This is a genomic window from Stappia indica (assembly GCF_020177335.1).
Lineage (GTDB): Bacteria > Pseudomonadota > Alphaproteobacteria > Rhizobiales > Stappiaceae > Stappia > Stappia indica_B.
The window spans coordinates 17,306-44,208 of the sequence record NZ_JAIVMG010000017.1 but is presented as its reverse complement, the minus strand read 5'-3'; the positions used below and the strand labels follow the sequence as shown (position 1 = coordinate 44,208).

Below are 26,903 nucleotides of genomic sequence, written 5' to 3'. Positions count from 1 at the left end.
GTCGGCTTTCCCCTACATCAGACTTGGCAGGAACAGGGTGATCGCGGGGAAGGCCAGCAGCAGCCCCATGCGCACCACGTCGATGGCGATGAAAGGCATCACTCCGCGATAAATTGTCGTGAGTTTGATGTCCTTTTGCGCAGAATTGATCACAAAGACGTTCATTCCGATCGGCGGCGTGATCAAACCGAGCTCGATGGCGACGACCACCATGACGCCGAACCAGATCGGATCGAACCCCAGTTGGGTCACCACCGGAAACAGGATCGGCACGGTCAGCACCACCATCGCCATGCTGTCGAGCACGCAGCCCAGCACCAGGTAGAGCAGCAGGATCAGGAGCATGATCACATAGCGGTTCACCGGCAGCGACGTCAGGTAGTCGGCGACGTTCTGCGGCGTCTGAGTGATCGCCAGGAAGTAGCTGAACAGCAGCGCGCCCATGAAGACGACGAAGATCGACACCGACACCCGCAAGCTGTCGACCAGGCACTCCATGATCGCCTTGCGGTCGAGCCGGCGCCGGGCAAGGCCGATGGCCAGCGCGCCGCACGCGCCGAGCGCGGCGGCTTCCGTCGGCGTCACCACACCGAGATAGATACCCCCCACCACCAGCACGAACAACAGACCGATGGCCCAGACGCTGCGTAGCGCCGCGAAGGCTTCGCCCCAACCATGGCGCGTTCCGACCGGCATCGACGCCGGGCGCAGATGCGCGATCAGCGACACGGTCAGCATGTAGAGCGCGACCGCCAGCAGGCCCGGAACGAGACCGGCAATGAACAGCGTGCCGATGTTCTGCTCGGTGATGATGCCGTAGACGGCGAGCACGATGGAGGGCGGGATCAGGATGCCGACGGTTCCGCCCGCCGCGATCACCCCGGAGGAGACGGAATCGCAATAGCCGACGCGCCGCATTTCCGGCAAGGCCACCTTGGTCAGCGTCGCGGCCGTGGCGATGGAGGAACCTGAAATGGCGGCAAAACCGGCGCAGGAGGCAATGGTGGACAAGGCCAGCCCGCCCCGGCGATGCCCCAGCCAGGTCTCCGCCGCGCGGAACAGCTCCCTGCTCATGCCGGATCGGGTGGCGAAAGCGCCCATCAGGATGAACATCGGGATCATCGCCAGGTGATAGGTGGTCGCGGTGGACAGCGGCGACAGCGCCACCAGACGCAGCGCCTGCTCCATCCCGACGACGGCACCGAAGCCGCCGATGCCGACGACCGCCATGGCGATGCCGACCGGAACACGCAGCGCCATCATCAGGAACAGCGCGGAAAAGCCCGCAATCGTAACGAATTCTCTATCCATCTTCAGACCTCGGCATCGGGAAGCTGCGGGCTGGTTTCCAGCCTCTCGGCCTCGGTGCCGGTCGACAGCATGATGAGGCGAAGCGCGGTCACCAGCGTGGCGAGGGCACAACCGGCGACCATCAGCCAGTAGGCCGGCCAGATCGGCAGGCGCAGGTCGTAGCTGTGTTCACCGGTGGCAAAGACATCGGCGGCATTGGTTCCCATCATCACCGTCAGCGTGCCGAAGGCGATGAGAACAATCGCGGTCGCGAAGATGTCCATGGCCCGGCGCACCCTGGGACCGACCGCCGCGTGCAGCAGGTCGACGCTGATATGCGCCCCGCTGAAGTTGACGATGGACGCGCCCCAGAAGATGGCAATGCCGAGCGCCAGCCGCCCGAAGTCATGGGCATCGGGGATCGGTGCGCCGGCGATGTAGCGCATGAAGGCGGAGACGAAGATCAGCAACGTCACCAGCCCCATGATGATGGCGGCCGCCGCCTCGATGCGCGCGGCGAACAAGCGGAGCCCGAAGGCTCCGCTCAAGGGGGTGTCGCGCTTAGAAACGGGCGTCATATGCATCAAGCCGTTCGACGAGCGCGTTGTAGATCTCATCGGCGTCGTGACCGGCCTTGGTCACGGCCGCACGCCACTCGTCCAGCAGGAAGGCCGACGCCTCGCGCCACTGCTGCACATCCGCCTCACTCAGTTCGGTCACCGTGTGCTTGGGATCGTCCACGAACATCTGACGTCCCTCGCGGTCGAATTCGAACCAGCCGGTGGCCAGCTTTTCCGCCCATTCCGGGGTGCAATGCGCGTCGATGACCGCACGATGCGCCTCCGACAGGTTCTCGTACCGGTCCTTGTTCATCGCGATGATGAAGTTGGTGACGTAAAGCGGCATGTCCGCGTGATACGTGGTCACGTCATCCATGCCGAAGATGTAGATCGAGCGCCAGGGGAAGGCGATGCCATCGGCGGCGCCACGCTCCAGAACCTCGCGGGCCTCCGACGGGCCGACCTGGATCGAGGACGCTCCGTTGGCCTGCATCAGCCGGCCGATGGTGCCGTTGGGCGGACGAATGGCCAGCCCCTCCAGATCCGAGGGCTGACGCACTTCCCGCGTGGTGTGCAGCGTGCCGGGATCGTGCAGATGGATCATGCACAGCTTGACGTCGCGCATCTCCTTGTCGGCATAGGCCTGGTACCACTCGTTGATGGCCCGGGTGCCACCGGCGCCATCGCTGATGAAGAAGGGCAGCTCGCCCAGCGCCGCGATGGGGAAGCGGCCCGGCGTATGGCCGGGATTGGCCCAGACGAAATCGGCAATCCCGAAGCGGGCGATGTCATACTCGTCCTTCGCTTTGCCGAGCTGGCCGGCGGGATAGAAGTTGAAGGTCAGCGCCCCATCCGTCGCCGCGGTGATGGAGTCTCCCCAGACCTTGAAGCCCTTGGAATGCAGCGGATGCTGCATCGGCAGATCGTGCGAGAAGTTGAACTCGGCCTTCTCCTGCGCCCCGGCAACCGTGCCGCCCATGAGGGCCATGGCGCCAAGCGCGCCCAACAGAATGCGTTTCATTGTGACTTTCCTCCCTTGGATAAGGTCAACCCCGGTCCGTGTCCTGGCTTTCAGCGCGGATTTCGGCGATGGAACGCCCGCCAATCGCCCAGTTCTCGGCCGGCAACTCCCGGATTGCGACGCGGATTGTGTGGCGCGGTGCCGACACCGTCCGCTCCACCGCATCCGTGACTTCGGTGATGAGCGCGGATTTCTGCTCCGGTGTACGCCCCTCGATCATCGTGACTTCGACAAGTGGCACGATCTTCCTCCCTCTGTTGCGTCAGACGACTGAGAAGCCGACGCGCCCCAGATGCTGGATGCGCGCCTCGACCTGCATTCCGACCTGCAACGGCACCGCCGCCGTCGCCGCCCCGGCGAGCACGATGTCGCCGGGCTCCAGCACATGACCGGCCCGCGCCGTCATCCGCGCAGCGGCAACGAGCGCCCGCAGCGGGTGGCCGAGAATGGCGGCGGAGGAGCCGATTTCGCGCGGAGCGCCGTCGATGCTCAACACGATCCCCAGATTGGCGATGTCGGTGTCCGGCTTGGCGCGGGGACCAAGGAAGAAGGCCGCCGATGAGGAATTGTCGGCAACGACATCCCCGAGCGCGAAGCGGAAGTTCTCGTAACGCGAGTCGATGATCTCGACCGCCGGCGCAAGGGCTTCCACCGCCAGCGCGGCCTCGGCCAGGCTGACCTCGCCCGTCAACCGGCGCCCCAGGATGAAGGCCACCTCGGGTTCGGCCCGCGGATGGATGAAGTCGGTGCGGGCAAGCGTGCCACCCTCCTCCCGGCGCATGGCGTCGGTCAGCCGTCCCCAGGTCACCTCATCGACGCCGACCTGCTCCATCTTGGCGCGGCTGGTCAGGCCCATCTTCACGCCGATGACACGTTCGCCCCGCGCCTTGCGCAATTCGATGCCATGGGCCTGGACCGCGTAGCCCGTGGGCGCGTCGATTTCCGAGCCCTTCGGCAGTTGCGGGGTTGCCGTGGCTGTCAGAATGGCCTGATCCAGCCGTTCGGCGATGGAAACGAGATCGTTGCTCATTGGGTGACCTTTCCGGCGGCAAGGTCGAGCGCCACATCGACGATCATGTCCTCCTGCCCGCCAATCATCTTGCGTTTGCCCAGTTCGACGAGAATGTCCGAGGTCGGAATGCCGTAATCCGCCGAGGTCTTCTCCGCATGGCGCAGGAAGGAGGAGTAGACGCCGGCATAGCCGAGCATCAGGCTCTCCCGGTCGACGCGCACCGGACGGTCCATCAGAGGCCGGACGAGATCGTCCGCTGCGGCCGACAGGCGGGCGAAATCGCACCCGGTTGCAAAGCCCAGCCGGTCGAGCACCGCGACCAGCGCTTCGATCGGGGCATTGCCGGCGCCGGCGCCAAGGCCGGCGAGCGAGCCATCCACCCGCACCGCGCCCGCGCGGATGCCGGCCACGGCATTGGCGACGCCGTGATGCAGGTTCTCATGGGTGTGAATGCCGACTTCCGTCTCCGGGCGCAGGCCCTCGCGCAGCGCCGTCACCCGCGCGGTCACATCCTCCGGCAGCATCGCGCCGGAACTGTCGACCACATAGACGCATTCCGCGCCGTAGCTTTCCATCAGCTTCGCCTGCTCCAGCAGCGACGCGGGATCGGTCATATGCGCCATCATCAGGAAGCAGGCCGTGTCATAGCCAAGATCGCGCGCGACCCGGATATGCTGGCGCGACACATCCGCCTCGGTGCAATGGGTCGCGACCCGCACCGAGCGTGCCCCCGCCCCGTAGGCGGCCTTCAGATCGTCGGCAAGGCCAATGCCCGGAACCAGAAGAACGGTGATCCGGGCATTTTTCACCACATCCGCCGCCGCAGAGATCCAGTCGAGGTCGGAATGACTGCCGAACCCGTAGGTGAAGGAGGAGCCGGACAGCCCGTCCCCGTGGGTCACTTCCAGCGCATCCACCCCGGCGGCATCGAGCGCGCCCGCGATCTTCTGAACATCCTCCAGGCTTGCCTGATGGCGCAGCGCGTGCATTCCGTCGCGCAAGCTCACATCCTGGATGTAAAGCCGGTCCTTGTTGGTAATGGCCATGTCAGGCAGCCTCCCCCTGCCGGGCGCGTGCCCAGCTTTCGGCCGCCGCCTTGGCCGCCGAGGTCATGATGTCGAGATTGCCGGCATAGGCAGGGAAATAGTCTGCCGCGCCTTCGACCTCGATGAAGATCGACGTCTTGAGCCCGGAGACCTTGCCGATGCCCGGCACGTTGAGCGGTGCGGCGTCGGAGATGCGCTCGAACTGCACATCCTGTTTCAACCGATAGCCGGGCACGTAGCTGCGAACCGCCTCGGCCATGCGCTGCACGCTGTCGCGGATCGCCGCTTCGTCGCCGCCTTCGCTCAGGGTGAAGACGCTGTCGCGCATCAGCATCGGCGGCTCGGCCGGATTGAGAATGATGATCGCCTTGCCGCGCTCCGCACCGCCGACCTTCTCGATGGCCCGCGCCGTGGTCTGGGTGAACTCGTCGATGTTCGCCCGGGTGCCCGGTCCCGCCGAACGCGAGGAGACCGAAGCCACGATTTCGGCATAGATCAGCCGGTCGCAGGCCCGCGCGACGGCATGGACCATCGGAATGGTCGCCTGCCCGCCGCAGGTCACCATGTTGAGGGCCGTTGCCTCGCGGTGATCCTCAAGGTTCACCGGCGGCACCACAAAGGGGCCGATGGCTGCCGGCGTGAGGTCGATCACCTGCTTGCCGTCGGCGACGAGCACCGGGTGATGCGCCTGATGCGCCTTGGCCGAGGTGGCATCCATGACCACTGAGATATCGGCGTAGCCCGGCAAGGCCCGCAGGCCCTCAAGCCCCTCATGGGTGGTGGCGACACCCAGATCGCGCGCGCGCTTCAGCCCGTCGCTGTCCGGATCGATGCCGACCATCGCCGCCATTTCCAACTCATCCGATCCCTTGAGGATCTTCATCATCAGGTCGGTGCCGATATTGCCCGAGCCGATGATCGCAACCTTGTGCTTCATCAGACTGTCTCCGGATGGGTGAAACGGGTTGCCACGCTGCCAAGGCCGGCGATGGAGGCGCGGAAGGCCTCGCCCGCACGCGCGGGAACCATCGGCCCGAGGGCGCCAGACAGGATGACCTCGCCCGCCTTCAGCGGACGGCCGACCGCCGCCATCTTGCGCACCAGCCAGAGCGCGGCGACCAGTGGATTGCCCATGCAGGCGGCGCCCGCGCCGAAGCTCACCGGTTGGCCGGTCTGTTCCAGCACCATGCCGCACAGCTCAAGGTCGAGATCGGCAAGCCGCACCGGGCGCGTGCCCAGAACAAAAAGCCCGGAAGAGGCGTTGTCCGCCACCGTATCGAGAATGCCGATCTTCCAGTCGCAGATGCGGCTGTCGACGATCTCCAGCGCGGGCACCGCGTGGTCGATCGCCCGCGTCAGCTCGCTGAGCGTCGTGTCAGGCGCGGCAAGATCGCGATCGAGAACGAAGGCGATTTCCGCTTCGACCTTCGGCTGGATCAGCCCGGCCATCGGAATGTCCTGGCCGTCGACATATTCCATGTCGGCGAACAGCATTCCGTAATCCGGCTGATCGACACCCAGTTGCGCCTGCACCGCCGTCGAGGTGAGACCGATCTTGCGCCCCACGAGCCGGCGGCCTGCAGCCAGTCCTTTTTCGGTGATGCGGTTCTGTACCGCATAGGCGTCATCGAGCGTGGCATCCGGCCCAAGCGCCGGAGCAACGGGGTCGATGGGCGCGCAGTCCCGCGCGGCGGCCAGCAGAGCGCTGGCCACGGTTTCTTGTGTTTCCGTCAGCATGGGGATCCCGTCAGATTTTCACGCAGATGTTGGAGCGCTCGGTGTAGAACTCGAGCGAGTGCTCGCCGCCCTCCCGGCCAATACCCGACTGCTTGGAGCCACCGAAGGCGGTTCGCAGGTCGCGCAGGAACCAGGAATTCACCCAGACCAGACCGACCTCGATCCGTGGCGCGACGCGATGCGTGCGCGAGACGTTTTCCGTCCAGATCGCCGAGGCAAGCCCGTAGTCCGTGTCATTGGCGAGCGCGATGGCCTCGTCTTCCGTGTCGAACGGGGCGATGTGGCAGCAGGGGCCGAACACCTCCTCGCGCACCACGCGGCTGGTTTCCGGCAAGCCGGTCCAGATCGTCGGCTGCACGAAACATCCGTTGTCCCGCGCGTCGCCGAAGGTCGGCACGCCGCCACCGGTGACCACCGTTGCGCCTTCCTCCTCCGCCAGCTTGTAATAGGACAGCACCTTGTCGCGATGCTCAGCGGAGATCAGCGGTCCCATGCCCACATTGGCATCGTCCGGCCCGCCGAGAACGAGGCTTTCCGCCCCCGCCTTCAGCCGTGCGACGAACTCCTCGAACACCGGCCGCTCCACATAGACCCGCTCGGTGCCAAGGCAGACCTGGCCGCAATTGGCGAAGACCGACCGCATCGTCCCTTCGACCGCCTTGTCGAGATCCGCATCGGCAAAGACGATGCCGGCGTTCTTGCCGCCCAGCTCGAAGGAGACATCGCGCAGACCCTTGGCGGCCTGGCGCATGATCGCCTCGCCCGTGCGGGTCTCGCCGGTGAAGGTGATGCCATCCACCAGCGGATGCTGGGTCAGGAATTCGCCGGCGCTATCCGGACCAAAGCCGTGCACCACATTGTAGACCCCGTGCGGAATGCCGACGGAGTTCATCACCTCGCCGAGCAGCGTCGTGGTGTGCGGGGTTTCCTCCGACGGCTTGACCACCACCGTGTTGCCGCAGGCAAGCGCCGGCCCGACCTTCCAGGTCATCAGCAAGAGCGGCAGGTTCCACGGGGAGATGACGCCGATCACCCCTTTCGGGCGATAGTGCCCGTAGTTGACGGCGTGCGATCCATCCGGCGTATCGGTGCGGAAGAACTCGCCGCCAAGGTTCTTGATCATATCGGCGAAGGTCGCGAAATTCGCCGCGCCGCGTGGAATGTCGATCACCCGCGCCAGGCTTTTCGGCTTGCCGGTGTCGGCAACCTCCGCTTCCAGAAACTCGTCGGATCGTTCGGCGATCGCCCGCGACAGGTCCTGAAGCAATGTGGCCCGTTCCTGCACGGTCATCGTGCCCCACGGGCCGTTCAGGGCCGCCTTCGCGGCGTGGACCGCGCGGTCCACGTCCTCGCGCCCGGCCTCATGGACCCGGCCGATCACCTCACCCGTGACCGGCGACCTCTTGTCGAACATGCGGCCTGTCGTGGCGGGGACATAGGCACCGTCGATGAACAGACGATGCTCCGCCAGAGCCGTAGCTTGCAGCATTGTTTTCTCCCATGCGCAGGCATCCCTCGCCCGCTTGCCCAAACGCTGCCGCCGCAAAACCGTTTTGTCAAATTTAAAAACGTTTTTCGTTTTGATAGTCGTTTACATATCACACAAGCCGTTGATACAACGCTGGAAACCCGGTAAAAACCATCACAGGATGCAAAGGGGCGGACGATGAGCGAAGCGAGCGCGGACACGCCAACGACGAAAAAACGCACCGCAATCGAGTCGGTTCAGGAAGAACTGAAGCGGCGGATCCTGAATTTCGAGCTGATGCCCGGCGACCGCCTGCACGTGGACAACCTGCGCCGCGAGTTTGACGTGTCCACCGCGACCATGCGCGAGGCCCTGTCACGCCTCATGACCGACACGCTCGTCACATCCGAGCGCCAGCGCGGCTTTCAGGTCCGCGAACTCAGTCATGAGGATTTCCGCAACATCAGCCAGGCGCGCAAGATCGTCGAGACCGGCGCCTTGCGCGTCTCGCTGGCCAACCGCGACGACGATTGGGAGGGGGACCTCTTCGCCGCCTATCACAAGCTGAAACTGGTCGAGGACCGGATCTTCACCCAAGGCGACATGACGCTGGCCGCCGAGTGGCATCGCCGCAATTCGGACTTCCACGACTGCCTGGTGCGCAACTGCGACAACGCCTGGCTCACCGGTTTCCGTCACCAGCTGCACGAACACAGCAACCGCTACCTGCGGCTGGCCCTGATGAAGAACCTCAAGCAACGCGACGTGCGCAAGGAACACGCCGAGATTTTCGACAGCGCCATCAAGGGCGACATCGACCGCTGCGCGGCGCTGATCGAACAGCACATCGAGGCCTCGGTGACCGACGTCGCGCGCTATCTGCCCCAAACGGAGAGCGAGTTCGCCAGCTTGCGCAATCTGCGCCCCGAGCAGACCGCCCCCGTGCCAGAGTGACGGACACGCCAAGGCGGGCCCAACGGCGCACGCCTCCCGCTCCTGCCTGAGGCTCAGTCCGCGGCCGCGACGATCGTGCCCTGGGCCAGGGCACAGAGGATTTCCTCTCCCTCGACAATTGAGAAGACCTCGCATTGGCAGACCGCCTGCCGCCGGCCCGTGCTCCGGGCACGCGCCCGCGCGACCAGTTCATGGCCGCGCCCCGGCTTCAGATAGTTGATCTTGAATTCCGAGGTCAGCGCGTTGCCGCCCATCGCCAGCCCGCCGGCGAAGGTGATCGCATTGTCCGCCAGGTAGCTGATGACACCGCCATGCACGAACCCGTGCTGCTGTTTCAGATTGTCGGACACCACGAGGCTCAGTTCGGCATATCCCGGCGCCGCCCCGGTCAGGCGCGCGCCGATGTAGCGGCTGAAAGGCTGCGCATCGAACACCTGCTGCGCGAAAGCCTTGAGAGCGTCCGCATCCATGGCCTTGTTCATCTCATTCCCCCTCCCTGCATCATACAGCCTGGCGCCAGGTATCGCCGGCCAGAAACTCCACCGTGTCCCGTCCGATGCCCCGGTCGACGCTTTGCTGGAAGATCGCCAGCAACCCCTCTTCCAGTCCGATGGTGTGCCAGGGGTCGCCGGAGACGCCGAACCCCTTCTGCACATCTTCGGCAACGGCGAAGTCCTCGCGATCGAACACCACGTCATTGGTGTAAGCGAACCGTTTGGCGAGCGCCTCCTGCCCCTTTTCCCCCTGAAACAACTCCTTGCGGTAGAGCAGTTCATGGGTCCAGATGGTGCGGTCCGGCCCTTCCGGATAGAACTTGTTCAAGGACACGTAGTCCGGGTGCATGATGAAAAACGTGTTGGGAAACAAGGTGTAGTAGACCGACGCGTAGTCCAGCACCCGCCACCTCTCCGGGTCCTTCTCCTGTACATCGAGAATATTGCTGCGTGCCGCCGCGATCCGGATATGCGGACCGTGCAGCGCATGCGCCAGCACCCCCTTGCGGAAGGCGGGAGCAATCGTCGTGCGGTGCAGGAAGGGAACGTGATAGCCTTCCAGATAAGTCTTCAGCAGCAGCTTCCAGTTGGCATTCTTCACAAGAATGCTCTTGCGGTAGCTGACATGCCCGTCGACGTCGAAATGCTCGAAGTCGGCCGCGAGCGGCCCGAGATAATCCGCAAGATCGATCGCCGCGCCCGGGGTCGGATGCACCCAGATCAACCCGCCCGCTTCGGCCACCGGAAGCTCGACAAGCCCGTACCGGCTTTTGTCGAGGCAGGGAAAATTGTGCTCCCGGGTGATGCCGCGCAGGGCGCCATCGAGGCCATAGACCCAGCCATGGAACGGACAGACAAAGGCCTTTATCTTCCGTGCCCCTGCATCTTGGGTCACCAGCCGTGCGCCGCGATGGCGACAGCGGTTGAGGAAAGCCCGCAGGCGGCCCTCTCCGTCGCGCACGACGACAAAGGGAAACCGGTCCCAGTCACTGACCAGGCAGGCCCCCGGCTCGCGCACATGGCTGGCATGGCCGGCCACGGTCGGACAGTCCCGGAAGACGGTCGCCATCTCCGCCTCGAAGATCGCTTCATCCGTGTAGTTGCTCACCGGCATCCGCGCCACCTGCCCCAGCATGTCCTGATAGCGATCCTCCCCCCGCAGAGCGAGCAGCTGCCTCAGGGTCTCCACCTGCGTTTCGTGTCGCATGTCCACCTCCCGCCGCAAGCATCGGCCCGGTGCCCTCCCCCGGGCAGGGCCTGCTATAAGGGGGATGCTACAAAGAAATGAAACACGGTTCAATTGTTATGGCCTACCGACGCACGCCCAGGATGCAGCAACGCATCGACGCGACACGCGCCCAGATCGCCGATGCCGCCCGGCGCCTTGTCGCCGCCGCCGGTTATGCCGGCACCGGCGTTCCCGACATTGCCCGGGCCGCCGGGATTTCGACCGGCAGCATCTACCGGCACTTCCCCTCAAAGGCCGTCCTGTTCCAGGAGGTCTTTCAAAAGGCATCCCGGCATGAAATCGCCGCCTTCGCGCAAGCGGCACAGGTTCCGGGCACCGCCCCGGAGCGGCTGGCCGGCATGGTGGAAACCTTTGCCCGGCGCGCTCTGCAGGGCCGCACACTGGCGCGCGCTCTGCTGGTCGAGCCTGTCGGACCGGAGCTTGACGCCGACCGGCGCCGGTTTCGCGCGCCGTATCAGGCGCTGATCGAAGAGGTTCTCAGCGAAGGCATCGCCGCCGGAGAGCTGGTCGGCCAGGATCCGCGCATCACCTCCATCTGCATCGTCGGCGCGATTGTCGAAACCCTGCTGGGCCCCCTGAGCGAGCCCTCCGGCTGCGAACAGGGCTCCGAAGAGGAAGACGCACTCGTACGCGCGCTCGTCGCGGCCTGTGTGCGCACCGCCGGCCCCCTGCCTCTGGCCCCTCGCTCCGAGTAGCCGAAACGCGCCGCCGGTTCGGCGTCAGCAGGAATGGCGCACACCGGTCAGGGAGGCGAGCCCCCAACGCCTACGCGGCAAGGTCTGCCGCGCCTGGGCGTGCGCATCTCTATCGACCACAAGCTTCGCCGATGGAAACCAGCGCGTCTCCGATCAGCGTGACCGTGCCGTCGTCGATGGTTGCCGACAATTCAATCTTGAGGAGCGGCTCGCCTTTCTGCTCCAGCCGGGCCACGACCCTGCCCCGGCATGTCACGAGCGCTCCGACCGGCGTCACGGCGGTGAAGCGGGTGGAGAACTCTCGCAGGTTGCCCAAGCCAGCCCAGTTCGTCACCACGCGGCCGATCTGCGCCATGGATAGCATCCCATGCGCGAAAACGTCTGGCCGGCCGGCATTCCTGGCGTAGTCAATATCGATGTGGATTGGATTGTGATCCCGGGAAGCCCCGGCATAGAGCGCGAGCATCGTGCGATCGACAGGCCCGAAAACCACTTGTGGCAATTCATCCCCGATCTGCGCAGTGATGTGTTTCAACATGATCGTCCCGGCAACTTTCCTCATCGCAATTGATGGATCAGCACGCGCTGTGCCGTGACCAGATCACCGCGATCCACATGGGATATTGCAGTCCTCAGACTTGCAAATTCGAGCCTTCCATTGCGGGCCTCCCAGAACCTTTCAACCTTGGTCGACACGTGCACCGTCTCTCCGGCAATGATCGGCGCGTGGTATTCATAGCTTTCCGTTCCATGCAGCAGATAGCGCAGGTCCGCCCCGATCAGCGCGTGGGCGTCCCTGCCGTCTTCCTGTGCTGCCGCCATGAGCAGAACGGCACCATATGTGGCGGGCGCAATGACATCCGCGTATCCGGCAGCCCGTGCGGCCTGCGGGTCGAAGTGAACCGGGTTCGTCTCCTGGATTGTTCTTGCGAAGAAGACCAGCGCCCCTCGCTCGACATCGACCGACACCGGTTTTGTCCGCTGCCCCTCGCTCGCGCGGTTGAAGATCCCCATGATCGCCTCCCCTGCCAAAGCCTGATGTGGAAGTGGCAGCCGGCCCCACGATGGTTCGCAAGCCGTCACTCCCCTTCGCGCTTCTCGATGAGATTCGGAGCGGCCTGAAACAGGTCACCAACCAGCCTGCACCGGCAAGCCGGAAGATCGACCCGTCCAGGCGACGACTGGACATATCCATCAACGCCAGTCCCGACATGCCACCCGGAACCAATCGGTCGATGACCGCACAACCCCATGGGCCCGGCTGCGCCGCCTACAGCTGCAACCTACCCTCTGAAGCTCATTCCAGCCCCGCTTCCTTGCGGAGTTCACCGCGCAGCGCGAATTTCTGGATCTTGCCCGACGCCGTCATCGGCAGCGCGTCGCGCAGTTCCAGCCGTTCGGGCCAGTAGAGCTTGGTCAGACCGCGATCCTGCAGAAATTCCTGCATCTCTTCGAAGCCGAGCGATTGTCCCGACTTCGGGATGACAAAGGCGCAGGCGCGTTCGCCGAGCCGTTCGTCCGGAGCACCGACGACTGCAACGGTCGCGACAGCCGGGTGTTTATAAAGCTCCGCCTCGACCTCGACGACCGGGATATTCTCGGCGCCCCGAATGATGATGTCCTTTGAGCGGCCGGTGATCCTGACATAGCCCTTTGCATCGACACGGCCCCGATCGCCTGTTTCGAACCAATGGTCTTCATCCATGGCGTTCAGATGCGGCCGCTTGAGATAGCCGCCAAAGATGGAGCAGGCGCGGAGAAAGATGTCCCCTTCCACATCCGCTCCCACAGGTTTGCCCTCCGCATCGCGAATCTGAATTTCGACCCCCGGCAACGGGCAACCATCGGAGATGGCCGACTGATCGTCGGGATCCTCGAGCCTGACCGTCGTGACGGCCCCGTTCTCTGTCATGCCCCAGGCAGAAATCACACGCGCGCCCAACACGTTTTGCGCACGCTCCACCACCGGCCCGGGGATCACCGTGCCCGCGCACAAGAAGATGCGCAGCGACGCTGAATCGGCACCGCCCTCCTCCACCGCATTGGTCAGGTCGATCAGGAACGGCGTCGAGGCCATGGTCCAGGTGACACCCTCCTTTTCGACCAGATTGGCAGCGACACCCTTGTCCCACTTGTCCATCAGAACCATGCGAGCGCCAAGCATGACCGGCAGGATCAGGCCATAGGCAAAGCCGGTCTGATGCGCCATCGGCGAGGCCATCAGAAGCACATCAGCACGTCCCATTCTCAGGCGTTCGGACAAGGGCACGAGATTGGACAGGATCGTGTTGGGCGTATGCATGACCCCCTTGGGTTCGCCCGTCGTTCCGGAGGTATAGATCAATTCGACGACCTCGTTCGGCCCCAGGCAGGCCTCTCGCCCGATGCTGTCCCGTTCCGAATCGAAATCGGGGTTTCCCAGAAGCGCCTCGAAGCTGTTGCTGCCTCCGCCGCCCAGAACCACGATATGCTCCAGATGCGGCAGATCGGGTTTCAAGCCTTCGGCCATCCTCTCATGGTCGAACTTGTTGAACAGCTTCGGGACGACGAAGACCTTGGCTTCGCCATGCGCCAGCATGAAGGACAATTCGCGCTCGCGGAAGATATGCATCACCGGGTTGAACACGGCGCCAATGCGCGAGCACCCCAGGTAGAGGGCAACGAATTGCCAGCCGTTGGGCAGTTGGCAGGTGACGACGTCCTTGCGCCCCACGCCCAACTTGCGCAGGCCAACCGCAACCCGATCCGCGGCCAGATCGAGCTCTGCCCAAGTCAGGTCCCGCCGAGTTCCCTCTGTCACACTGACGGACGTCACCGCCAGGTCATCGGGAGACCTTGCGAGGCACGCATCGAAACAGCCCTCCACCGTCTTGCCTGGCCAAAAGCCATCCGCTTCCAACTGAACACGGCGGGGCTCGATCAGAACAGCATCGAATTCCATGGTGGTTCCTCCTCCCAGCTGCAGCAGACGCCTCAGGCGCGCACTGCGTCCTTCCCGACCCGTTCTCGGGCGATGATGTTTTTCATGATGTGCGCCGTGCCGTCGCCGATCTGGAGGCCAAGCACATCGCGCAGGCGCTGCTGGAACGGCAGATCCTCGGCATAGCCGGCATGGCCATGGATCAGCAGGCAGGCGTGGATCGCTTCATAGGCCAGAAGCGGCGGCCACCATTTGGTCATCGCCGCCTCAGCGGTGTGCGGCAGGTCACGATCCTTGAGCCAGAGCGCGTTCATCGACATAAGCCGTGCCGCCTCGACCCTGGTGTCGAAATCGGCAAGCTGATGGGTCACCCCCTGAAACGCAGCCAGCGGTTTGCTGAAAGCACGCCGTTCACCGATATAAGCCCAGGTCTCGTCCAACGACTGCCGGGCGGTCCCAAGGCATTGCAGCCCGATCAGCGAGCGCGAGAAATCGAACCCCTGCATCACCTGGATGAAGCCCTTGCCCTCTTCGCCCAACAGGTAGTCGGCCGGGACGCGGACGTTGTCGAACCAGATGGAGCCATGTCCGATCTGGTTCTGGCCCATGTTCGCGAATTTCGACGTCGTGATCCCCGGCAGGTCGAGCGGGATCAGGATGGCGGACACACCCCGCGCCCCGTCCTCTGGCTTTCCCGTCCGGGCGAAAGTAACGACGCCCTTGGCGCATTGATTGGCGGAGATCGAGGTCTTTTCACCGTTGATGACGTAGTGGTCTCCATCCCGCTCCATCCGCAGGCCCAAATTGGCCGCGTCCGACCCGCCCTTGGGTTCGGTCAGGGCAATGGCCAGCATATGCTCGCCCGCCGTCAGCCCCGGCAGCCAGGCGCGAGCCACCTCTGGCCGGGCAAACGCATTCAGGATCTGGCCAGTGAGCGAGGCCAGAAGCGAGACATAGGCGAAAGTAAAATCTGCCCTGGCAATTTCCTCGATGATGACGCCGGAATAGAGAAAGTCCGCTCCCATGCCGCCGAACGCCTCGGGCAATTCAGGCGCAATGAGCCCGAGTTCGCCCATTTCGCGGACCAGCGCCATATCCATCCGGCCCGCATTTTCCCGCCGCTGATATCCGGTGGCCACGCGATCCTGCGCAAACCTTCGGGTCAGATCCCGGATCAAGTCCAGTTCCTCGGAGTCAAAAATCGTGCGCTTCACGGGAGGCCTCCTCTTACTGAACCATCAGGTATTTCCGGGTAATTTCCGGATTGGCGTAGAAATCATCCACGGTCCCGTTCCAGACCGTCACCCCGCGATCGACGACGTAGACGCGGTCGGCGCAGCGCCGGATCGTGTGCAACGCCTGCTCCGAAATCATCATCGACACACCTTCGGCTTTCAGGGCGACGATGGCGTCGACCACTTCCTCCGCCACCTTGGGGGCAAGGCCTTCATGCGGCTCGTCAAGCAGCAGCAACTTGGGCTGGGTCAAAAGGGAGCGGGCAATGGAGAGCATCTGCTGTTCCCCACCCGACATCACCCCGGCGGTCCGATGGCGATAGTCATAAAGCTGAGGGAACAGCTCAAAGACCTGGTCCAGCGACCAGGTCCGCCGGGAGACATCCCTGACAGGGCGCGGCACTTTCAGGTTTTCCAGAACCGACAGCGATGCAAACACACGCCGGTCTTCCGGGACATACCCGACCCCCAGACGGATGACGTCATGCGGGCGCATCCCGACAAGCGACTGCCCCTCGAACTCCACCGCACCACCGCGCACAGAGATCTGGTCCTGGACAATGGACCTCATCGTCGATGACTTGCCGACGCCGTTGCGACCGATCAGGCAGACCACCTCGCCGGGGGTGATCGCAAGGTCGATTCCATGCAGCGCTTCGGCCTTGCCATAAGACGCATGGACATCTTTCAAACTCAGCATCAGTGGTGCCCCCCCAGGTAAACCGCCTGAACCTCTTCATTCTCGGCGATTTCGGCGGGCGTCCCGGCGGCCAGAACCGCGCCGCGCACCATCACGGTCACGCGCGTCGCGATCTTGAGCACCACATCGATGTCATGCTCGACGAACAGAAGCGTCTTGCCGGTTTCATCAATGCGTGCGGCGACGAGGTCCATCAGGTGATGGCGCTCCTTGATCGACATCCCGGCTGTCGGTTCATCGAGCAGCAGCAGGTCCGGATCGTTCGCCAGCGCCATGCCGAATTCCAGCCGCTTGCGGTCGCCAAGGCTGAGATCGGCAACTCGGCTTCCCGCATGATCGCCGAGACCGACGGTTTCCAGCATTGAGCGCGCACTGTCCTCAGCATTGGCAAGAACCGAGCGCCGGAGACTGGCCCAAGCGCCATTTGCGATGACAAAGGCGGAGGTCATGTTTTCCATCGCGCTCATGTCAAGAAAAGCACGGGAAATCTGGAACGTCCGGCCGATGCCCCGCCGCGCAAGGTCCACGGGTGCCGCTGCGGTAACCTCCTCGCCTTTGAACAGGACCGTGCCTTCAACGCCGGGGAGCTGACCGGCGATGCACGCAATGAAAGTGGACTTGCCCGCGCCATTTGGCCCGATCAGCGCGTGCTTTTCGCCCGCAGGCAGGTCGAAATCGACGTTGTTCAGGGCAACAAACTGACCGAAAGTCTTGCGGACACCGCGCACGCTCAGAAGGGAGTGCTCCTTCATTTCTTCCTCCCAAGACCAAGCATGTTTGAAAGACGACCGGCAACCGACACCACGCCTTGCGGCAGGACCAGCACCAACACCAGAACGGCCAGGCCCAGCATCAATTCCCAATGAGAGGTGACCATGAGCACCCAGTGCTCAAGCTGCACCAGGATCACCGCCCCCACCAGGCCGCCCCAAAAACTGTTGAGCCCCCCCAGAACGACCATGATCAGGGCGTCGAGCGTAAAGCCCAGCCCCGCGTAGTCGGGAAAGGCGCTGCCTTGAAAAACCGCGAACAGGGTCCCCGCGATCCCGGCAAAGACCGACGCAATCACGAAGACCGTCAATTGCACCCGGCGCGGGGCAAGGCCGAGCGCCTCGGCTCGCCAGCGGTCCTGGCCGACCGAGCGGATCGACAGGCCCAGCGGAGATTTCACGATCCAGGCCATTGCAAAAAGACACAGGACCAGAACCACCAGAACCAGTGTCATGAAGTTCTGCTCGGTGAGACCGAAGCGCGGATTCATGAAACCGGTGATCCCGGTATCTCCGCCGGTGAAGTCATACCATTGAAACAGAACGGTAAAGGTGATCTGTGCGCAGGCCAGCGTCAGCATGGCAAAGTAGATCTCGGTCAGGCGCACGCAAAGTGCGCCGAACACAAGACCTCCAAGCCCGGCGACGATTGGGCCGATGAAAACGGCCAGCTCCACCGGTACATCGAACCGCGCCACCGCCAGGGTGAAGCCATATGCGCCCAATCCGAAATAGGCGGCATGCCCAAAGCTGACCATATGGCCGTAGCTCATCAGAAGGTTCAGCGACGAGGCGAAGAGCGCCAGGATCAGCATCTCGGTCAGCACCAGAGACATCCCCACTCCCGCAAGCCGGTTGACCAGCTCCAGCAGGACGATGAGCGCACCTGCGATGCCCCAGCGCAGCGGTGTCATTTTCGGCAGAACGTTCATCGCGAAGGCCCTCCCTGGCGTCCGAGCGACCGGGCCAGAAGCACAGCAGCCATGATGAGAAAGATCAGAACCATGGACAGGCGCGGGAAATAGAGGATGCCCAGGGCCTTCGTGATGCCCACGAGCATTGCCGCGGCAAAGGCCCCATACAGGTTCCCCAGCCCCCCGATCACGACCACGATGAAGGCCGTCACGATCACCGTCGTATCCAGCAGATAATTGACGTCGCCATAAGGGGCCGCCAATCCGCCGGCGATGCCCGCCAGCAGCGCACCAACTGCGAAGACCGAGGAGAAGATCAGCTTTTCGTTGACGCCGAGAAGAGCGGCCATGCCGCGATCGTCCGTCCCTGCGCGTAGCAGGATGCCCGCACGGGTAAAACGTATCACCCCAACCATCACCAGCATGACCGCCAGCCCGGCACCAAAGATCACAAAGGGAAAGATCGGGAAGTAATTGTCGCCGATCAGCAGGGCCCCCATGAATGCGTCGGGCATGGGAACCGACAAGCTGTTCGGCCCCCAGATCCAGCGCACCACGTCGCGGATGATCAGAACCAGCGCGACGGTGATGATCAGTTGCATGAGTTCCGGCGCGCCGTAGACACGGCGCAGTGCGATGACCTCAAAGATCAAGCCGATCGCTGCAACTCCAAGACCGGCCAGCAGAACAGAGGCGAAGAAACCGCCGACAGTGCCTGGCGCGATCAACGGCACCAGCGCATAGGTGAAGAACGCGCCCAACATGTAAAGCGATCCATGGGCGAAGTTCACGATTCTCGAGACGCCGAAGATCAGCGTCAGACCGGAGGCGATGAGGAAGAGCATCATGCCCTCCATCAGCCCGTTCACAAGTTGGACCCAGATCATATCTGATTGCGCCCCCGCCAACCTTGGAGGGTGGCGGGGGCGCCGCTCCCTAGTTGGCTGCGCCGCGGAGCGCCTGGATCTTGTCCTCGCTCCACATCAGGGTTTCACCAGGAACGATGTCGACATCCGTCAGGGTGGGGAACGGGAATTCCGAACCGAACGCAATGGCGCCGACATAGGCAGGCGCGCTCATCTGGCCATCGAAGGCGCGCACGGTCAGCCCCGCACCCCGCAAGCCATCAAAGGTGCCGCCATAGATCTTGGGCATCAGCGCATCCATGCCCGTCGAACCGGCGGCCTCGACTGCGGCTGCGTAGATCATGATGCCGTCGTAGCCATTCACTGCCCAATCGGTCGGATATTCGTTGTAGGCAGCGCGGTAGCTCTCGATGAAGCCGGGAAGCTCCTCGGATGGCGGCAATGCGAAGAAGGGCGCACGGGCGATCCCATACACACCGGTCTTGGGCATCGTACTGCCCATGGACTGCAATGCATCGACCGTCGTCAATGTCACAAGGTTTGAACGCTCGAACAGGCCGAACCCTTGCCCCTGCTTGATCAGGTTCACCAGGCCGCCGCCAAAGATCGCCGCATAGATTGCGTCAGGTTTGGTCGACAGCGCGGGCGCGATGTAAGGGCCCATGTTGTTGTCGCCCAGCTTGACGAAAATCGGATCGGTGATTTCGATGTCCGGACGCAGTTCCTTCAGGTGCTCGGTGAAGGCTTCAACCGAGGTATGGCCCCACTCGTAGTCGTAGCCCATCGGCTGGATACGCTTCCATTCGGCCTTCTTGGCAACGTAGGCCGCAGCCGCAAAAGCCTCCATGGTCGCGTTCGGCTGGATCTGCCAGAAGTTCGGCTGGAACGCCTCGATGTTCGCCTTCTGGGTCGAGCCGATGATCGCGTAGTGCGGAACGCCCGCTTCGGCGGCCACGGCCTCGACGGCCAGAAGGACCGACGACGAGCAGACACCCGTGAGCACATCCACGCCTTCGGAAGCGACCAGTTCTCGTGCCTGCTTGCCGCCTTCGTCGGGCTTGGTCTGACTGTCACGCACGATCAACTCGATCTGGCGACCGAGAATCCCCCCCTTGGCGTTCAGTTCTTCGACCGCAAGCTTGGTGCCATTCAAGCCGTCTTCCGAGATGCTCGAGCAGGCGCCGCTCAGACCGGTCACATAGCCGATCTTGACCGTATTGCCTTCGGCGGCAGCCGCACTTGTAAGCACCGCTGCCAGAGCAAGCGCAGAAACACCAGTTCTCGTCTTGGTAGCCATATCATTCTCCTCCCCAGGGTTTGATCTTTGGCCGGACTTAGGAAAACTTGCGGAAATCGGGCTTGCGCTTTTCCTTGAACGCGACCCCGCCCTCCTTGCTTTCGTCGGTGTCGTAGTAGAGTGAGAGCCCCAGCATCCCGAGACCGGCGATACCGCGCTGGTGCTCGGTGTCCATGTTGAAGCTGCGCTTGGCGAGCGCGATGGCCGTGGGCGACTTTTCCATGATCTCGGCGCACCAGCGGTCCACTTCGGCGTCCAGCTCTTCGTGCGGGACGACCTTGTTTACGAGCCCCATCGCCAGCGCTTCCTGCGCCGAGTAACGACGGCACATGTACCAGATCTCTCGGGCTTTCTTCTCCCCCACGACGCGGGCAAGAAACGCCGTACCGTATCCAGGGTCGACCGAGCCGACCTTCGGGCCGACCTGGCCGAACTGAGCGCGGTCCCCCGCGATGGTCAGATCGCAGACCGTGGCCAGCACGTTTCCGCCACCGATGGCAAAGCCCTGCACCTTGGCAATGACCGGCTTGGGCACATCGCGCATGATCGAATGCAGATCTTCCATGGGCAGGCCAATGGTGCCGCGTCCGTCATACTGCCCTTCGTGGGCCGACTGGTCGCCGCCTGTGCAGAACGCTTTTTCGCCCGCCCCCGAGAGGACGATCACACCAATGGACTTGTCCCACCCTGCACGGTTGAACGCGTCGATCAACTCTTCGCAGGTCTGACCGCGAAAGGCGTTGTACCTGTCCGCGCGGTTGATGGTGATGTGCGCCACACCGTCCCTGACGTCGTAAAGGATGTCCTCGTAGGCCATTGTCTCACCCATGCATGGTCAGGCCGCCGGACACCGAAATCACCTGGCCGGTGATGAAGGCGGCATCGTCGGAGGCAAAGAAAAGGATTGCACCGGGAAGGTCGTCCGGCTGGCCAAGGCGGCCCAGCGGAACCGCCCGGCGAAAAGCCTCGCGCAGCTTCTCCTTGTCGCCCGCGGCTTCCATGAAATTATCCAGCATGACGGTCTCGGTCACGCCGGGACACACGCAGTTGAAGGTAATCCCCTTGCGAGCATGCTCACGCGCCAAGGTCTTGGAGAGCGCGATCACCCCGGCTTTGCAGGCGGCATAGACACTTTCGCCGGAGGAGCCGACGCGGGCGGCATCGGACGCGATCGAAACCACGCGGCCTGCGCCACGTTCGCTCATGCGTTCCAGGACCGGATGCGTGATGTTCAGGACAGACCGCAGGTTGATGTCGATGATCTTCGACCAGAAGTCCGGACCTGACTTGAGGAACGGTGTAAACAGGTCCCAGCCCGCGTTGTTCACCAGAACGTCGATCGGGCCGAATTCCTCCTCGATGGTCGTGACCGCGGCTTGCGTCGCCTCGAAATCGGTCAGGTCGGCTGAAACCGACGCGGCCTCCCCCCCATCTGCCACAATACGGTCCACGACCGCCTGCGCGGCCTCCGCATTGATATCGCAGACCACGACGCGCGCACCCTCTTCCGCGAACCTGAAGCAAGTCGCGGAGCCTATGCCGCCACCCCCGCCAGTTACGACAACTACTTTGCCTTTAAGGTTCCTCACCCCATCCTCCTGAACTCTGCCTCGAACAGCAGTCTCCGCGGCTCGCCCAAGGGTTCCCACCGCAACCTGCTCCGTTCGATTCGCACCACAATTTCCCAAAGCGTATGGCAGGGCTCAAATATCTGTCAATATATTGCTATAATTTTCTCGGCAACGACCCGCGCAAGCTTGACGCTTCTCCTAAAAATCGCGAAGGTAAACATATGAAACAAGATATTGACACAAGTGCCGCCTTGCGGGCGCAGCTGATGAACCGCCTCGCATTCCGGCTCTATCAGTGCGCCAACCTGCTCAACAAGACGGGCACCAAGGCACTCGAAGCCCACGACGTCACCACTCAGCAATGGGCCATCATCGGCGCACTCGTGCGCGAGCGTTGGGCTGAGGGCATTGCCGTCCACCAGCTCGCATCGCTGCTGATGGTCAGTCGGCAGAATCTGACGGGCGTCCTCTCAAGGATGGAGGACCGGGGACTGATCGAGCGAAAGAAGAGCAAGGTAGACAGCCGGTCACGCCTGATCCGGCTCACGCCAGATGGGTGGAAACGCTGGGAAGAGATGCAGGCCGATATCGCCGGATTCTATGATGGCGCGATGAAAGACCTGTCCAACAACGACCTCATACACGCCCTGCATTATCTTGATCGAATGCGAGAGAACATGCACGACGTGGACAACACCCAGGGCGGCTGAGCCGCCCCGGGTACGGCTTCCTCAGAGCCCCAGCTTCTCGCGGGCCTCGGAAACCAACTGCCTTGCAATGATTGTCTGCTGAATCTGGGTCGTGCCTTCGTAGATCCGATACAACCGGGCATCGCGGAAAAGCTGCTCGGCCTGGTAATCCTTGATATAGCCCGCACCGCCATGCACCTGCACGTTGCGGTCAGCCACACGCCCAACCATTTCGGAGGCGAACATTTTGGCGCAGGCGGCCGCCATCGAGACATTCTCGCCGGCATCCCGGCGGCGGGCGGCATCCAGAACCAGCGCTCGCGCCGCCTCGATATCCGCCTTGCTGTCGGCGAACATCCCCTGCAACAGCTGAAATTCGGCAATCGCCTGTCCGAACTGCCTTCGCTCGACAGCATAGGCGACCATGTCGCCCAGGATTCGATCGCCAAGACCAGTGCAGGCCGCCGCGATGCTGAGACGCCCCTTGTCCAGCACCTTCATCGCCGTCTTGAACCCCTGCCCTTCAATCCCGCCGATCACCGCATCCGCCGGAACCTGGCAGTTGTCAAAGACGACATCGCAGACATGTGCCCCTTGCTGACCCATCTTGCGCTCAGGCTTCCCCAGAGACAGACCCGGCACCCCCGCCTCGACCGCGAATGCGCTCACGCCGCGCGCACCCCGTGTCTCGGGATCAGTGCGCGCCATGACCGTAAACAGCCCGGCATGCGGCGCATTGGTAATGTAGCGCTTGGTGCCATTCAGGACATAGACGTCCCCCTCGCGCCGCGCGGTTGTCTTGACGTTGCTGGCATCAGACCCGACATCCGGTTCGGTCAGGGCGAAGGAGCCGATCAACTCGCCCGTCGCAAGCCGTGGCAGGTACTTCGCCCTCTGCTCGGGCGTCCCGTCAATCGCAATACCCTGGCTGCCGATTCCCACATTGGTTGCAAAATACGATCGGAAAGCCGGTGCGGCACGGCTGGTCTCCAGCATGACCAGCACTTCCTCCTCGGTCGACAAGCCGAGCCCCCCGTACTCTTCCGGAATCGAGAGGCCGAACAGCCCCATCTCGCGCATCTCCTGCACAACATCGGACGGCATTGCGTCGCTGTCGGCAACCTCTGACTCGCGCGGGATCAGACGCTCATCCACAAAGCGGGCAACGGTTTCAATCAACTGGTCTCGGGTATCTGGATCGAGTGGCATAGTATCCTCCTTTTTAAGACAACATATTGACGTTTATTTTTTTGAGCAATAGCCTTCCTGGCTATACCAAGCGGAAAAAATGCCTGTCTTGAGCTGATCTTGTCAGGCCAGCGACGCCATAAACGTCAATATGTTGCCTTTGAGGGCGATGACTGGGAGGGGATCACATGCAAGCAATTCGCCTGAACGCGCGCGGAAAAACCGGCGTTGTCCTCGCGCAGATCGCACCGCCGCCGCTCTTGCCCGGCATGGCGCGGGTCCGGATGCTGGCGGCATCGGTGAATCGCGTCGACCTCTACATGCGAGAGTCCGGCGCGGGGATCACGCACACGCTACCGCAGACCATGGGCGTCGACGGTGTCGGAGAGATTCTCGACGCCCCCGATGGATGCGGGATGTCGACCGGCGACCGGGTCATTTTCTACCCTTACGAGTTTTGCGGGAGATGCCGGCATTGCCTGGACGGCGACCAGCCGCTGTGCACCTCCGCCCGCATTTTCGGCGAACACCGCGACGGCACCTTCGCAGAAGAAATAGTGGCTCCGATGACGTCGCTCATGGCCTTGCCGCAAGACGCCGATATTCACGGCGCCGCCGCGCTCGGGGTCGCGTATCTTACAGCCTGGCGCATGGTATTCGGGAAGGCCCCCGTTGGCCCTGGGCAAGTCGTGCTGGTGCAAGGGGCCGGCGGCGGCGTGTCCTATGCGGCGATGCAACTGGCCCGGATGGCTGGTGCGCGGGTGATCGTGTCCACATCAGGCCGGGAAAAGCTGGATCACTTCCGTCAGCTCGGGGGCGAGGTTATCGACTACGGCACCGAGGATGTCGCGAAAACGGTACTGAGGCTGACCGGCGGCGACGGCGCCGATCTCGTGATCGACAATGTCGGCGAGAGAACCTGGGCCGCCTCGCTCAGATCGGCGGCGCGCGGGGGGCATCTTGTGACCTGCGGAGCGACCACTGGCGCGCATCCGTCCGCAGACATCCAACGTCTCTTCGTCCGGCAGTTGTCGGTTCACGGCTCGACGATGGGCAGTTTCGAGGAGTTCCGACGATTGATCAAAGCCTTTGCCTCTGGCGCCTTTGTTCCACCGATCGATTCCGTGTTTCCGCTCACCGAGGTACCCGCAGCCTTCGACCGGCTCGAAGCTCCGGATCGCCTGGGCAAGATCATCATCGACATCGCGAGGCCGGCCACATGACCTACCACACCCTCCTCACCCAGGTCGAAGACGGCGTTGGGCTCATCGCCCTGAACCGCCCCGAGGCTCTGAATGCCTTGAGCGACCAACTGACACGAGAGCTTTCGCACGCCGTCGAGACGATGGAAGCGGATACCAACGTTGGCGCGATCGTGTTGACCGGATCGGACAAGGCCTTCGCTGCAGGCGCAGACATCAAGGAAATCAAGGACAAGACCTTCATCGACGTCTTTTCCGAGCAATTCATTACCGCCAATTGGGAGCGTATCGCCTCGGCCAGAAAACCCACGATTGCCGCGGTATCGGGCCACGCCGTTGGCGGCGGCTGCGAACTGGCCATGATGTGCGACATCATCGTTGCCGCCGAATCCGCGCGCTTTGCCCTGCCGGAAACGATGATCGGCATCATCCCCGGCGCCGGAGGCACCCAGCGGCTGACCCGGGTGGTCGGCAAGGCGCTTGCCATGGACATGATCCTGACCGGCCGGGCGCTGACCGCCAACGAAGCCCGGGAGGCAGGGCTGGTCGCACGCGTTGTTGCCGATGGGGCGCAGGTCGATACGGCGCTTGACATGGCCGCGCGCATCGCCCGCAGCTCCCGGCCAATCGTCATGATCGCCAAGGAAGCCATCAACAAGGCCTACGAGACTCACCTGGCCGAAGGTATCCATCTGGAGCGCCGTTTGCTCTATGCCACCTTCGCGACCGAGGACCGGCAGGAAGGCATGAACGCATTCAGCGAGAAAAGAAAGCCGAACTTCAAACATCGCTGATTGGCGACCATCAATGCCATCGGAAAAACCGTGCGAAGGACTTTGGAAACTCTCCATCGGCTCCACCGGGTTCTCGAGAAATGCCCAACCAGGCCAAGCTCTATTCGCTACAACCTTCGCACCCAAAAACAACATGCGCTCCGCCACGAAATATCCAGCTGCAGCACGAAAACGGCCCTGCAGCTGGACGATGCCGCCGGCTGCCCCCTCGCCTGCAACCAGAGCGCCGTCATCGCGCAAACATGCTCGCCGCTGGTGATTGTAGAAGGCGCTCCATTGACCAACGCCCGGCCTTGGCCTGCGAGCCGGTTCCCCAAGCGCACAGGTAGATGCATTCATACTTCGGGGACCACCAGCTCGACCACGAGGTCATGGGCATCGTTCAGGACGGATCGGTATCGTGGCAGGTGGGGCGATCATGCGGTCATTCGCTATGAAACGAAGCCGGGCCAGTAGGAGGCATCATCAGTCGGACGTGGGCCGAATATGGCCTGGCCGACACGAACGACATCCGCCCCCTCTTCAATGGCCGTCTCATAATCCCCCGACATGCCCATGGATAGCAGCATTAAACCAGGATGAACGGCGACGGCCCGATCCCGCAGAGCGCGCAGCAGGCTGAAGCAGGTCCGTACACGTTCGGTATCCGCGCTAAAGATCGCCAGCGTCATCAGGCCACGAGGTTTCAGACGCGGATATTCCGGCAAGCGTTCCACGAAAGACATCAGCTCGCCAGGGTGCAAGCCGTATTTGCTGGCCTCGCCAGAAGTATTCACTTGCACGAACACATCAAGATCGCGCCCTTGCGCATCGAGACGATGGTTCAGTTCCTCTGCCAGCCGGAAGCTGTCAAGCGCGTGGAACTCCGATGCGAAGCGGACAAGGTATTTCACCTTGTTGGTCTGGAGATGGCCGATGATGTTCCAATGGATCGCAAGATCGGCAAGCGCTGCCTGCTTGTCGCGCGCCTCCTGTAGCTTATTTTCCCCGAACTCCGAGAGGCCGGCTGCGAAAGCGAAACGCAGGATATGAGCAGGAACCGTCTTGGTGACGGGTAGAAGCCGTATATCCTCAGGCTGGCGGCCACATCGGCGACAGGTCGCCGCGATGCGTTCCTGCACATTTTGCAGGTTGGCGGAAAAGGTGCGGGCAGGATCGTTCCCGAAGCGCGCTACGTCTTCCGAAGAAAGATCGACGTTCAACGATGCTGTCATGTCAGAGCAAGCTCCCG

Annotated in this window: 29 protein-coding genes; 5 read left to right on the top strand and 24 right to left on the bottom strand. The window is 63.1% G+C overall.

Features of this window, described 5'->3' with window-relative positions; all coding sequences use genetic code 11:
* Positions 1–12 precede the first annotated feature (12 nt).
* From LC062_RS19160 to LC062_RS19120, 9 genes are read right to left on the bottom strand one after another with little or no spacing between them, the layout of a single operon-like run.
* The gene (locus LC062_RS19160) at positions 13–1,311 is read right to left on the bottom strand and encodes a TRAP transporter large permease (RefSeq protein ID WP_224912615.1); all 1,299 of its coding nucleotides are present in this window, start codon (positions 1,309–1,311) and stop codon (positions 13–15) included.
* Positions 1,312–1,313: 2 nt separating this feature from the next.
* Complete coding sequence (locus LC062_RS19155; RefSeq protein ID WP_224912614.1) at positions 1,314–1,838, bottom strand: TRAP transporter small permease; 525 nt, start codon at positions 1,836–1,838, stop codon at positions 1,314–1,316.
* Positions 1,839–1,851: 13 nt separating this feature from the next.
* The gene (locus LC062_RS19150) at positions 1,852–2,871 is read right to left on the bottom strand and encodes a TRAP transporter substrate-binding protein (protein WP_224912613.1); all 1,020 of its coding nucleotides are present in this window, start codon (positions 2,869–2,871) and stop codon (positions 1,852–1,854) included.
* 25 nt (positions 2,872–2,896) lie between these two features.
* Positions 2,897–3,112 carry a 2-hydroxymuconate tautomerase gene (locus LC062_RS19145; RefSeq protein ID WP_224912612.1) on the bottom strand — a complete coding sequence of 72 codons (216 nt, stop codon included), beginning with the start codon at positions 3,110–3,112 and terminating at the stop codon, positions 2,897–2,899.
* 21 nt (positions 3,113–3,133) lie between these two features.
* A complete protein-coding gene (locus LC062_RS19140; protein ID WP_224912611.1) occupies positions 3,134–3,901 on the bottom strand; it encodes a 2-keto-4-pentenoate hydratase in 768 nt (255 codons plus the stop codon).
* On the bottom strand, positions 3,898–4,929 hold the full coding sequence (gene dmpG / locus LC062_RS19135; protein ID WP_224912610.1) for a 4-hydroxy-2-oxovalerate aldolase: 1,032 nt from the start codon (positions 4,927–4,929) through the stop codon (positions 3,898–3,900). Before dmpG ends, LC062_RS19140 begins: the two co-directional genes overlap by 4 nt.
* Position 4,930: 1 nt before the next feature.
* On the bottom strand, positions 4,931–5,866 hold the full coding sequence (locus tag LC062_RS19130) for an acetaldehyde dehydrogenase (acetylating) (RefSeq protein WP_318246119.1): 936 nt from the start codon (positions 5,864–5,866) through the stop codon (positions 4,931–4,933).
* Positions 5,866–6,666: a 2-keto-4-pentenoate hydratase gene (locus LC062_RS19125; RefSeq protein ID WP_263625804.1), complete on the bottom strand. Its 801-nt coding sequence runs from the start codon at positions 6,664–6,666 to the stop codon at positions 5,866–5,868. Before LC062_RS19125 ends, LC062_RS19130 begins: the two co-directional genes overlap by 1 nt.
* Positions 6,667–6,676: 10 nt before the next feature.
* Entirely contained in the window at positions 6,677–8,155 is a 1,479-nt protein-coding gene (locus tag LC062_RS19120) for a 2-hydroxymuconic semialdehyde dehydrogenase (protein ID WP_224912609.1), read from the bottom strand.
* A 177-nt stretch (positions 8,156–8,332) separates the two neighbouring features.
* Between LC062_RS19120 and LC062_RS19115 the strand changes: the two genes are divergently transcribed.
* The gene (locus tag LC062_RS19115; RefSeq protein WP_224912608.1) at positions 8,333–9,088 is read left to right on the top strand and encodes a GntR family transcriptional regulator; all 756 of its coding nucleotides are present in this window, start codon (positions 8,333–8,335) and stop codon (positions 9,086–9,088) included.
* 53 nt (positions 9,089–9,141) lie between these two features.
* Here the strand turns inward: LC062_RS19115 and LC062_RS19110 are convergent, their stop codons facing one another.
* Positions 9,142–9,570 carry a PaaI family thioesterase gene (locus LC062_RS19110; protein WP_224912607.1) on the bottom strand — a complete coding sequence of 143 codons (429 nt, stop codon included), beginning with the start codon at positions 9,568–9,570 and terminating at the stop codon, positions 9,142–9,144.
* Positions 9,571–9,589: 19 nt separating this feature from the next.
* On the bottom strand, positions 9,590–10,789 hold the full coding sequence (locus tag LC062_RS19105; protein ID WP_224912606.1) for an aromatic ring-hydroxylating oxygenase subunit alpha: 1,200 nt from the start codon (positions 10,787–10,789) through the stop codon (positions 9,590–9,592).
* Positions 10,790–10,911: 122 nt separating this feature from the next.
* On the opposite strand from LC062_RS19105, the gene LC062_RS19100 reads away from it, so the two are divergent.
* Complete coding sequence (locus LC062_RS19100) at positions 10,912–11,526, top strand: TetR/AcrR family transcriptional regulator (RefSeq protein WP_224912605.1); 615 nt, start codon at positions 10,912–10,914, stop codon at positions 11,524–11,526.
* Between the two features lie 109 nt (positions 11,527–11,635).
* Here LC062_RS19100 and LC062_RS19095 read toward each other — a convergent pair whose 3' ends face one another.
* The 11 genes from LC062_RS19095 to LC062_RS19045 form a co-directional block, all read right to left on the bottom strand.
* Positions 11,636–12,064, bottom strand: a complete 429-nt coding sequence (locus LC062_RS19095; protein WP_224912604.1) for a MaoC/PaaZ C-terminal domain-containing protein — start codon at positions 12,062–12,064, stop codon at positions 11,636–11,638.
* Positions 12,065–12,084: 20 nt separating this feature from the next.
* On the bottom strand, positions 12,085–12,540 hold the full coding sequence (locus LC062_RS19090) for an FAS1-like dehydratase domain-containing protein (protein WP_224912603.1): 456 nt from the start codon (positions 12,538–12,540) through the stop codon (positions 12,085–12,087).
* A 283-nt stretch (positions 12,541–12,823) separates the two neighbouring features.
* Positions 12,824–14,467 carry a cyclohexanecarboxylate-CoA ligase gene (locus tag LC062_RS19085; protein ID WP_224912602.1) on the bottom strand — a complete coding sequence of 548 codons (1,644 nt, stop codon included), beginning with the start codon at positions 14,465–14,467 and terminating at the stop codon, positions 12,824–12,826.
* A 32-nt stretch (positions 14,468–14,499) separates the two neighbouring features.
* Positions 14,500–15,660, bottom strand: a complete 1,161-nt coding sequence (gene aliB, locus LC062_RS19080) for a cyclohexanecarboxyl-CoA dehydrogenase (RefSeq protein ID WP_224912601.1) — start codon at positions 15,658–15,660, stop codon at positions 14,500–14,502.
* A 13-nt stretch (positions 15,661–15,673) separates the two neighbouring features.
* Positions 15,674–16,381: an ABC transporter ATP-binding protein gene (locus tag LC062_RS19075; RefSeq protein WP_224912600.1), complete on the bottom strand. Its 708-nt coding sequence runs from the start codon at positions 16,379–16,381 to the stop codon at positions 15,674–15,676.
* Positions 16,381–17,133 (bottom strand): ABC transporter ATP-binding protein, encoded by a 753-nt coding sequence (locus tag LC062_RS19070; RefSeq protein ID WP_224912599.1) that lies wholly within the window; start codon positions 17,131–17,133, stop codon positions 16,381–16,383. The genes LC062_RS19075 and LC062_RS19070 overlap by 1 nt, the downstream gene beginning before the upstream one ends.
* Entirely contained in the window at positions 17,130–18,065 is a 936-nt protein-coding gene (locus LC062_RS19065; protein WP_224912598.1) for a branched-chain amino acid ABC transporter permease, read from the bottom strand. Before LC062_RS19065 ends, LC062_RS19070 begins: the two co-directional genes overlap by 4 nt.
* Before the next feature lie 14 nt (positions 18,066–18,079).
* Positions 18,080–18,952, bottom strand: a complete 873-nt coding sequence (locus tag LC062_RS19060) for a branched-chain amino acid ABC transporter permease (RefSeq protein ID WP_224912597.1) — start codon at positions 18,950–18,952, stop codon at positions 18,080–18,082.
* Between the two features lie 49 nt (positions 18,953–19,001).
* Entirely contained in the window at positions 19,002–20,228 is a 1,227-nt protein-coding gene (locus LC062_RS19055) for an ABC transporter substrate-binding protein (protein WP_224912596.1), read from the bottom strand.
* Positions 20,229–20,265: 37 nt separating this feature from the next.
* Positions 20,266–21,045 carry a 2-ketocyclohexanecarboxyl-CoA hydrolase gene (gene badI / locus LC062_RS19050; RefSeq protein ID WP_224912595.1) on the bottom strand — a complete coding sequence of 260 codons (780 nt, stop codon included), beginning with the start codon at positions 21,043–21,045 and terminating at the stop codon, positions 20,266–20,268.
* 4 nt (positions 21,046–21,049) lie between these two features.
* Positions 21,050–21,817, bottom strand: a complete 768-nt coding sequence (locus LC062_RS19045) for an SDR family NAD(P)-dependent oxidoreductase (RefSeq protein ID WP_224912594.1) — start codon at positions 21,815–21,817, stop codon at positions 21,050–21,052.
* A gap of 203 nt (positions 21,818–22,020) precedes the next feature.
* Here LC062_RS19045 and LC062_RS19040 point away from each other — a divergent pair, with 203 nt between their 5' ends.
* Positions 22,021–22,509, top strand: coding sequence for a MarR family winged helix-turn-helix transcriptional regulator (locus tag LC062_RS19040; RefSeq protein WP_224912593.1), 489 nt, complete (start codon positions 22,021–22,023; stop codon positions 22,507–22,509).
* A 21-nt stretch (positions 22,510–22,530) separates the two neighbouring features.
* Here the strand turns inward: LC062_RS19040 and LC062_RS19035 are convergent, their stop codons facing one another.
* The gene (locus LC062_RS19035) at positions 22,531–23,697 is read right to left on the bottom strand and encodes an acyl-CoA dehydrogenase family protein (RefSeq protein WP_224912592.1); all 1,167 of its coding nucleotides are present in this window, start codon (positions 23,695–23,697) and stop codon (positions 22,531–22,533) included.
* A 167-nt stretch (positions 23,698–23,864) separates the two neighbouring features.
* Between LC062_RS19035 and LC062_RS19030 the strand changes: the two genes are divergently transcribed.
* Together LC062_RS19030 and LC062_RS19025 are read left to right on the top strand one after the other, a co-directional pair.
* Complete coding sequence (locus LC062_RS19030; RefSeq protein WP_224912591.1) at positions 23,865–24,899, top strand: zinc-binding dehydrogenase; 1,035 nt, start codon at positions 23,865–23,867, stop codon at positions 24,897–24,899.
* Entirely contained in the window at positions 24,896–25,672 is a 777-nt protein-coding gene (locus LC062_RS19025) for an enoyl-CoA hydratase-related protein (RefSeq protein ID WP_224912590.1), read from the top strand. The genes LC062_RS19030 and LC062_RS19025 overlap by 4 nt, the downstream gene beginning before the upstream one ends.
* 431 nt (positions 25,673–26,103) lie before the next feature.
* Here the strand turns inward: LC062_RS19025 and LC062_RS19020 are convergent, their stop codons facing one another.
* A complete protein-coding gene (locus LC062_RS19020; RefSeq protein WP_224912589.1) occupies positions 26,104–26,886 on the bottom strand; it encodes a YggS family pyridoxal phosphate-dependent enzyme in 783 nt (260 codons plus the stop codon).
* Positions 26,887–26,903 lie beyond the last annotated feature (17 nt).

Bases quoted from the DNA above. Each gene is read 5' to 3' on its own strand.
- LC062_RS19125 (WP_263625804.1), bottom strand. From the start codon at position 6,666: ATGCTGACGGAAACACAAGAAACCGTGGCCAGCGCTCTGCTGGCCGCC.
- badI (WP_224912595.1), bottom strand. From the start codon at position 21,045: ATGGCCTACGAGGACATCCTTTACGACGTCAGGGACGGTGTGGCGCAC.
- LC062_RS19105 (WP_224912606.1), bottom strand. From the start codon at position 10,789: ATGCGACACGAAACGCAGGTGGAGACCCTGAGGCAGCTGCTCGCTCTG.
- LC062_RS19040 (WP_224912593.1), top strand. From the start codon at position 22,021: ATGAAACAAGATATTGACACAAGTGCCGCCTTGCGGGCGCAGCTGATG.
- LC062_RS19120 (WP_224912609.1), bottom strand. From the start codon at position 8,155: ATGCTGCAAGCTACGGCTCTGGCGGAGCATCGTCTGTTCATCGACGGT.
- LC062_RS19055 (WP_224912596.1), bottom strand. From the start codon at position 20,228: ATGGCTACCAAGACGAGAACTGGTGTTTCTGCGCTTGCTCTGGCAGCG.
- LC062_RS19130 (WP_318246119.1), bottom strand. From the start codon at position 5,866: ATGAAGCACAAGGTTGCGATCATCGGCTCGGGCAATATCGGCACCGAC.
- LC062_RS19140 (WP_224912611.1), bottom strand. From the start codon at position 3,901: ATGAGCAACGATCTCGTTTCCATCGCCGAACGGCTGGATCAGGCCATT.
- LC062_RS19085 (WP_224912602.1), bottom strand. From the start codon at position 14,467: ATGGAATTCGATGCTGTTCTGATCGAGCCCCGCCGTGTTCAGTTGGAA.
- dmpG (WP_224912610.1), bottom strand. From the start codon at position 4,929: ATGGCCATTACCAACAAGGACCGGCTTTACATCCAGGATGTGAGCTTG.
- LC062_RS19095 (WP_224912604.1), bottom strand. From the start codon at position 12,064: ATGTTGAAACACATCACTGCGCAGATCGGGGATGAATTGCCACAAGTG.
- LC062_RS19035 (WP_224912592.1), bottom strand. From the start codon at position 23,697: ATGCCACTCGATCCAGATACCCGAGACCAGTTGATTGAAACCGTTGCC.
- LC062_RS19025 (WP_224912590.1), top strand. From the start codon at position 24,896: ATGACCTACCACACCCTCCTCACCCAGGTCGAAGACGGCGTTGGGCTC.
- LC062_RS19070 (WP_224912599.1), bottom strand. From the start codon at position 17,133: ATGAAGGAGCACTCCCTTCTGAGCGTGCGCGGTGTCCGCAAGACTTTC.
- LC062_RS19100 (WP_224912605.1), top strand. From the start codon at position 10,912: ATGCAGCAACGCATCGACGCGACACGCGCCCAGATCGCCGATGCCGCC.
- LC062_RS19090 (WP_224912603.1), bottom strand. From the start codon at position 12,540: ATGGGGATCTTCAACCGCGCGAGCGAGGGGCAGCGGACAAAACCGGTG.
- LC062_RS19065 (WP_224912598.1), bottom strand. From the start codon at position 18,065: ATGACACCGCTGCGCTGGGGCATCGCAGGTGCGCTCATCGTCCTGCTG.
- LC062_RS19060 (WP_224912597.1), bottom strand. From the start codon at position 18,952: ATGATCTGGGTCCAACTTGTGAACGGGCTGATGGAGGGCATGATGCTC.
- LC062_RS19030 (WP_224912591.1), top strand. From the start codon at position 23,865: ATGCAAGCAATTCGCCTGAACGCGCGCGGAAAAACCGGCGTTGTCCTC.
- LC062_RS19160 (WP_224912615.1), bottom strand. From the start codon at position 1,311: ATGGATAGAGAATTCGTTACGATTGCGGGCTTTTCCGCGCTGTTCCTG.
- LC062_RS19110 (WP_224912607.1), bottom strand. From the start codon at position 9,570: ATGAACAAGGCCATGGATGCGGACGCTCTCAAGGCTTTCGCGCAGCAG.
- LC062_RS19075 (WP_224912600.1), bottom strand. From the start codon at position 16,381: ATGCTGAGTTTGAAAGATGTCCATGCGTCTTATGGCAAGGCCGAAGCG.
- LC062_RS19020 (WP_224912589.1), bottom strand. From the start codon at position 26,886: ATGACAGCATCGTTGAACGTCGATCTTTCTTCGGAAGACGTAGCGCGC.
- LC062_RS19150 (WP_224912613.1), bottom strand. From the start codon at position 2,871: ATGAAACGCATTCTGTTGGGCGCGCTTGGCGCCATGGCCCTCATGGGC.
- LC062_RS19115 (WP_224912608.1), top strand. From the start codon at position 8,333: ATGAGCGAAGCGAGCGCGGACACGCCAACGACGAAAAAACGCACCGCA.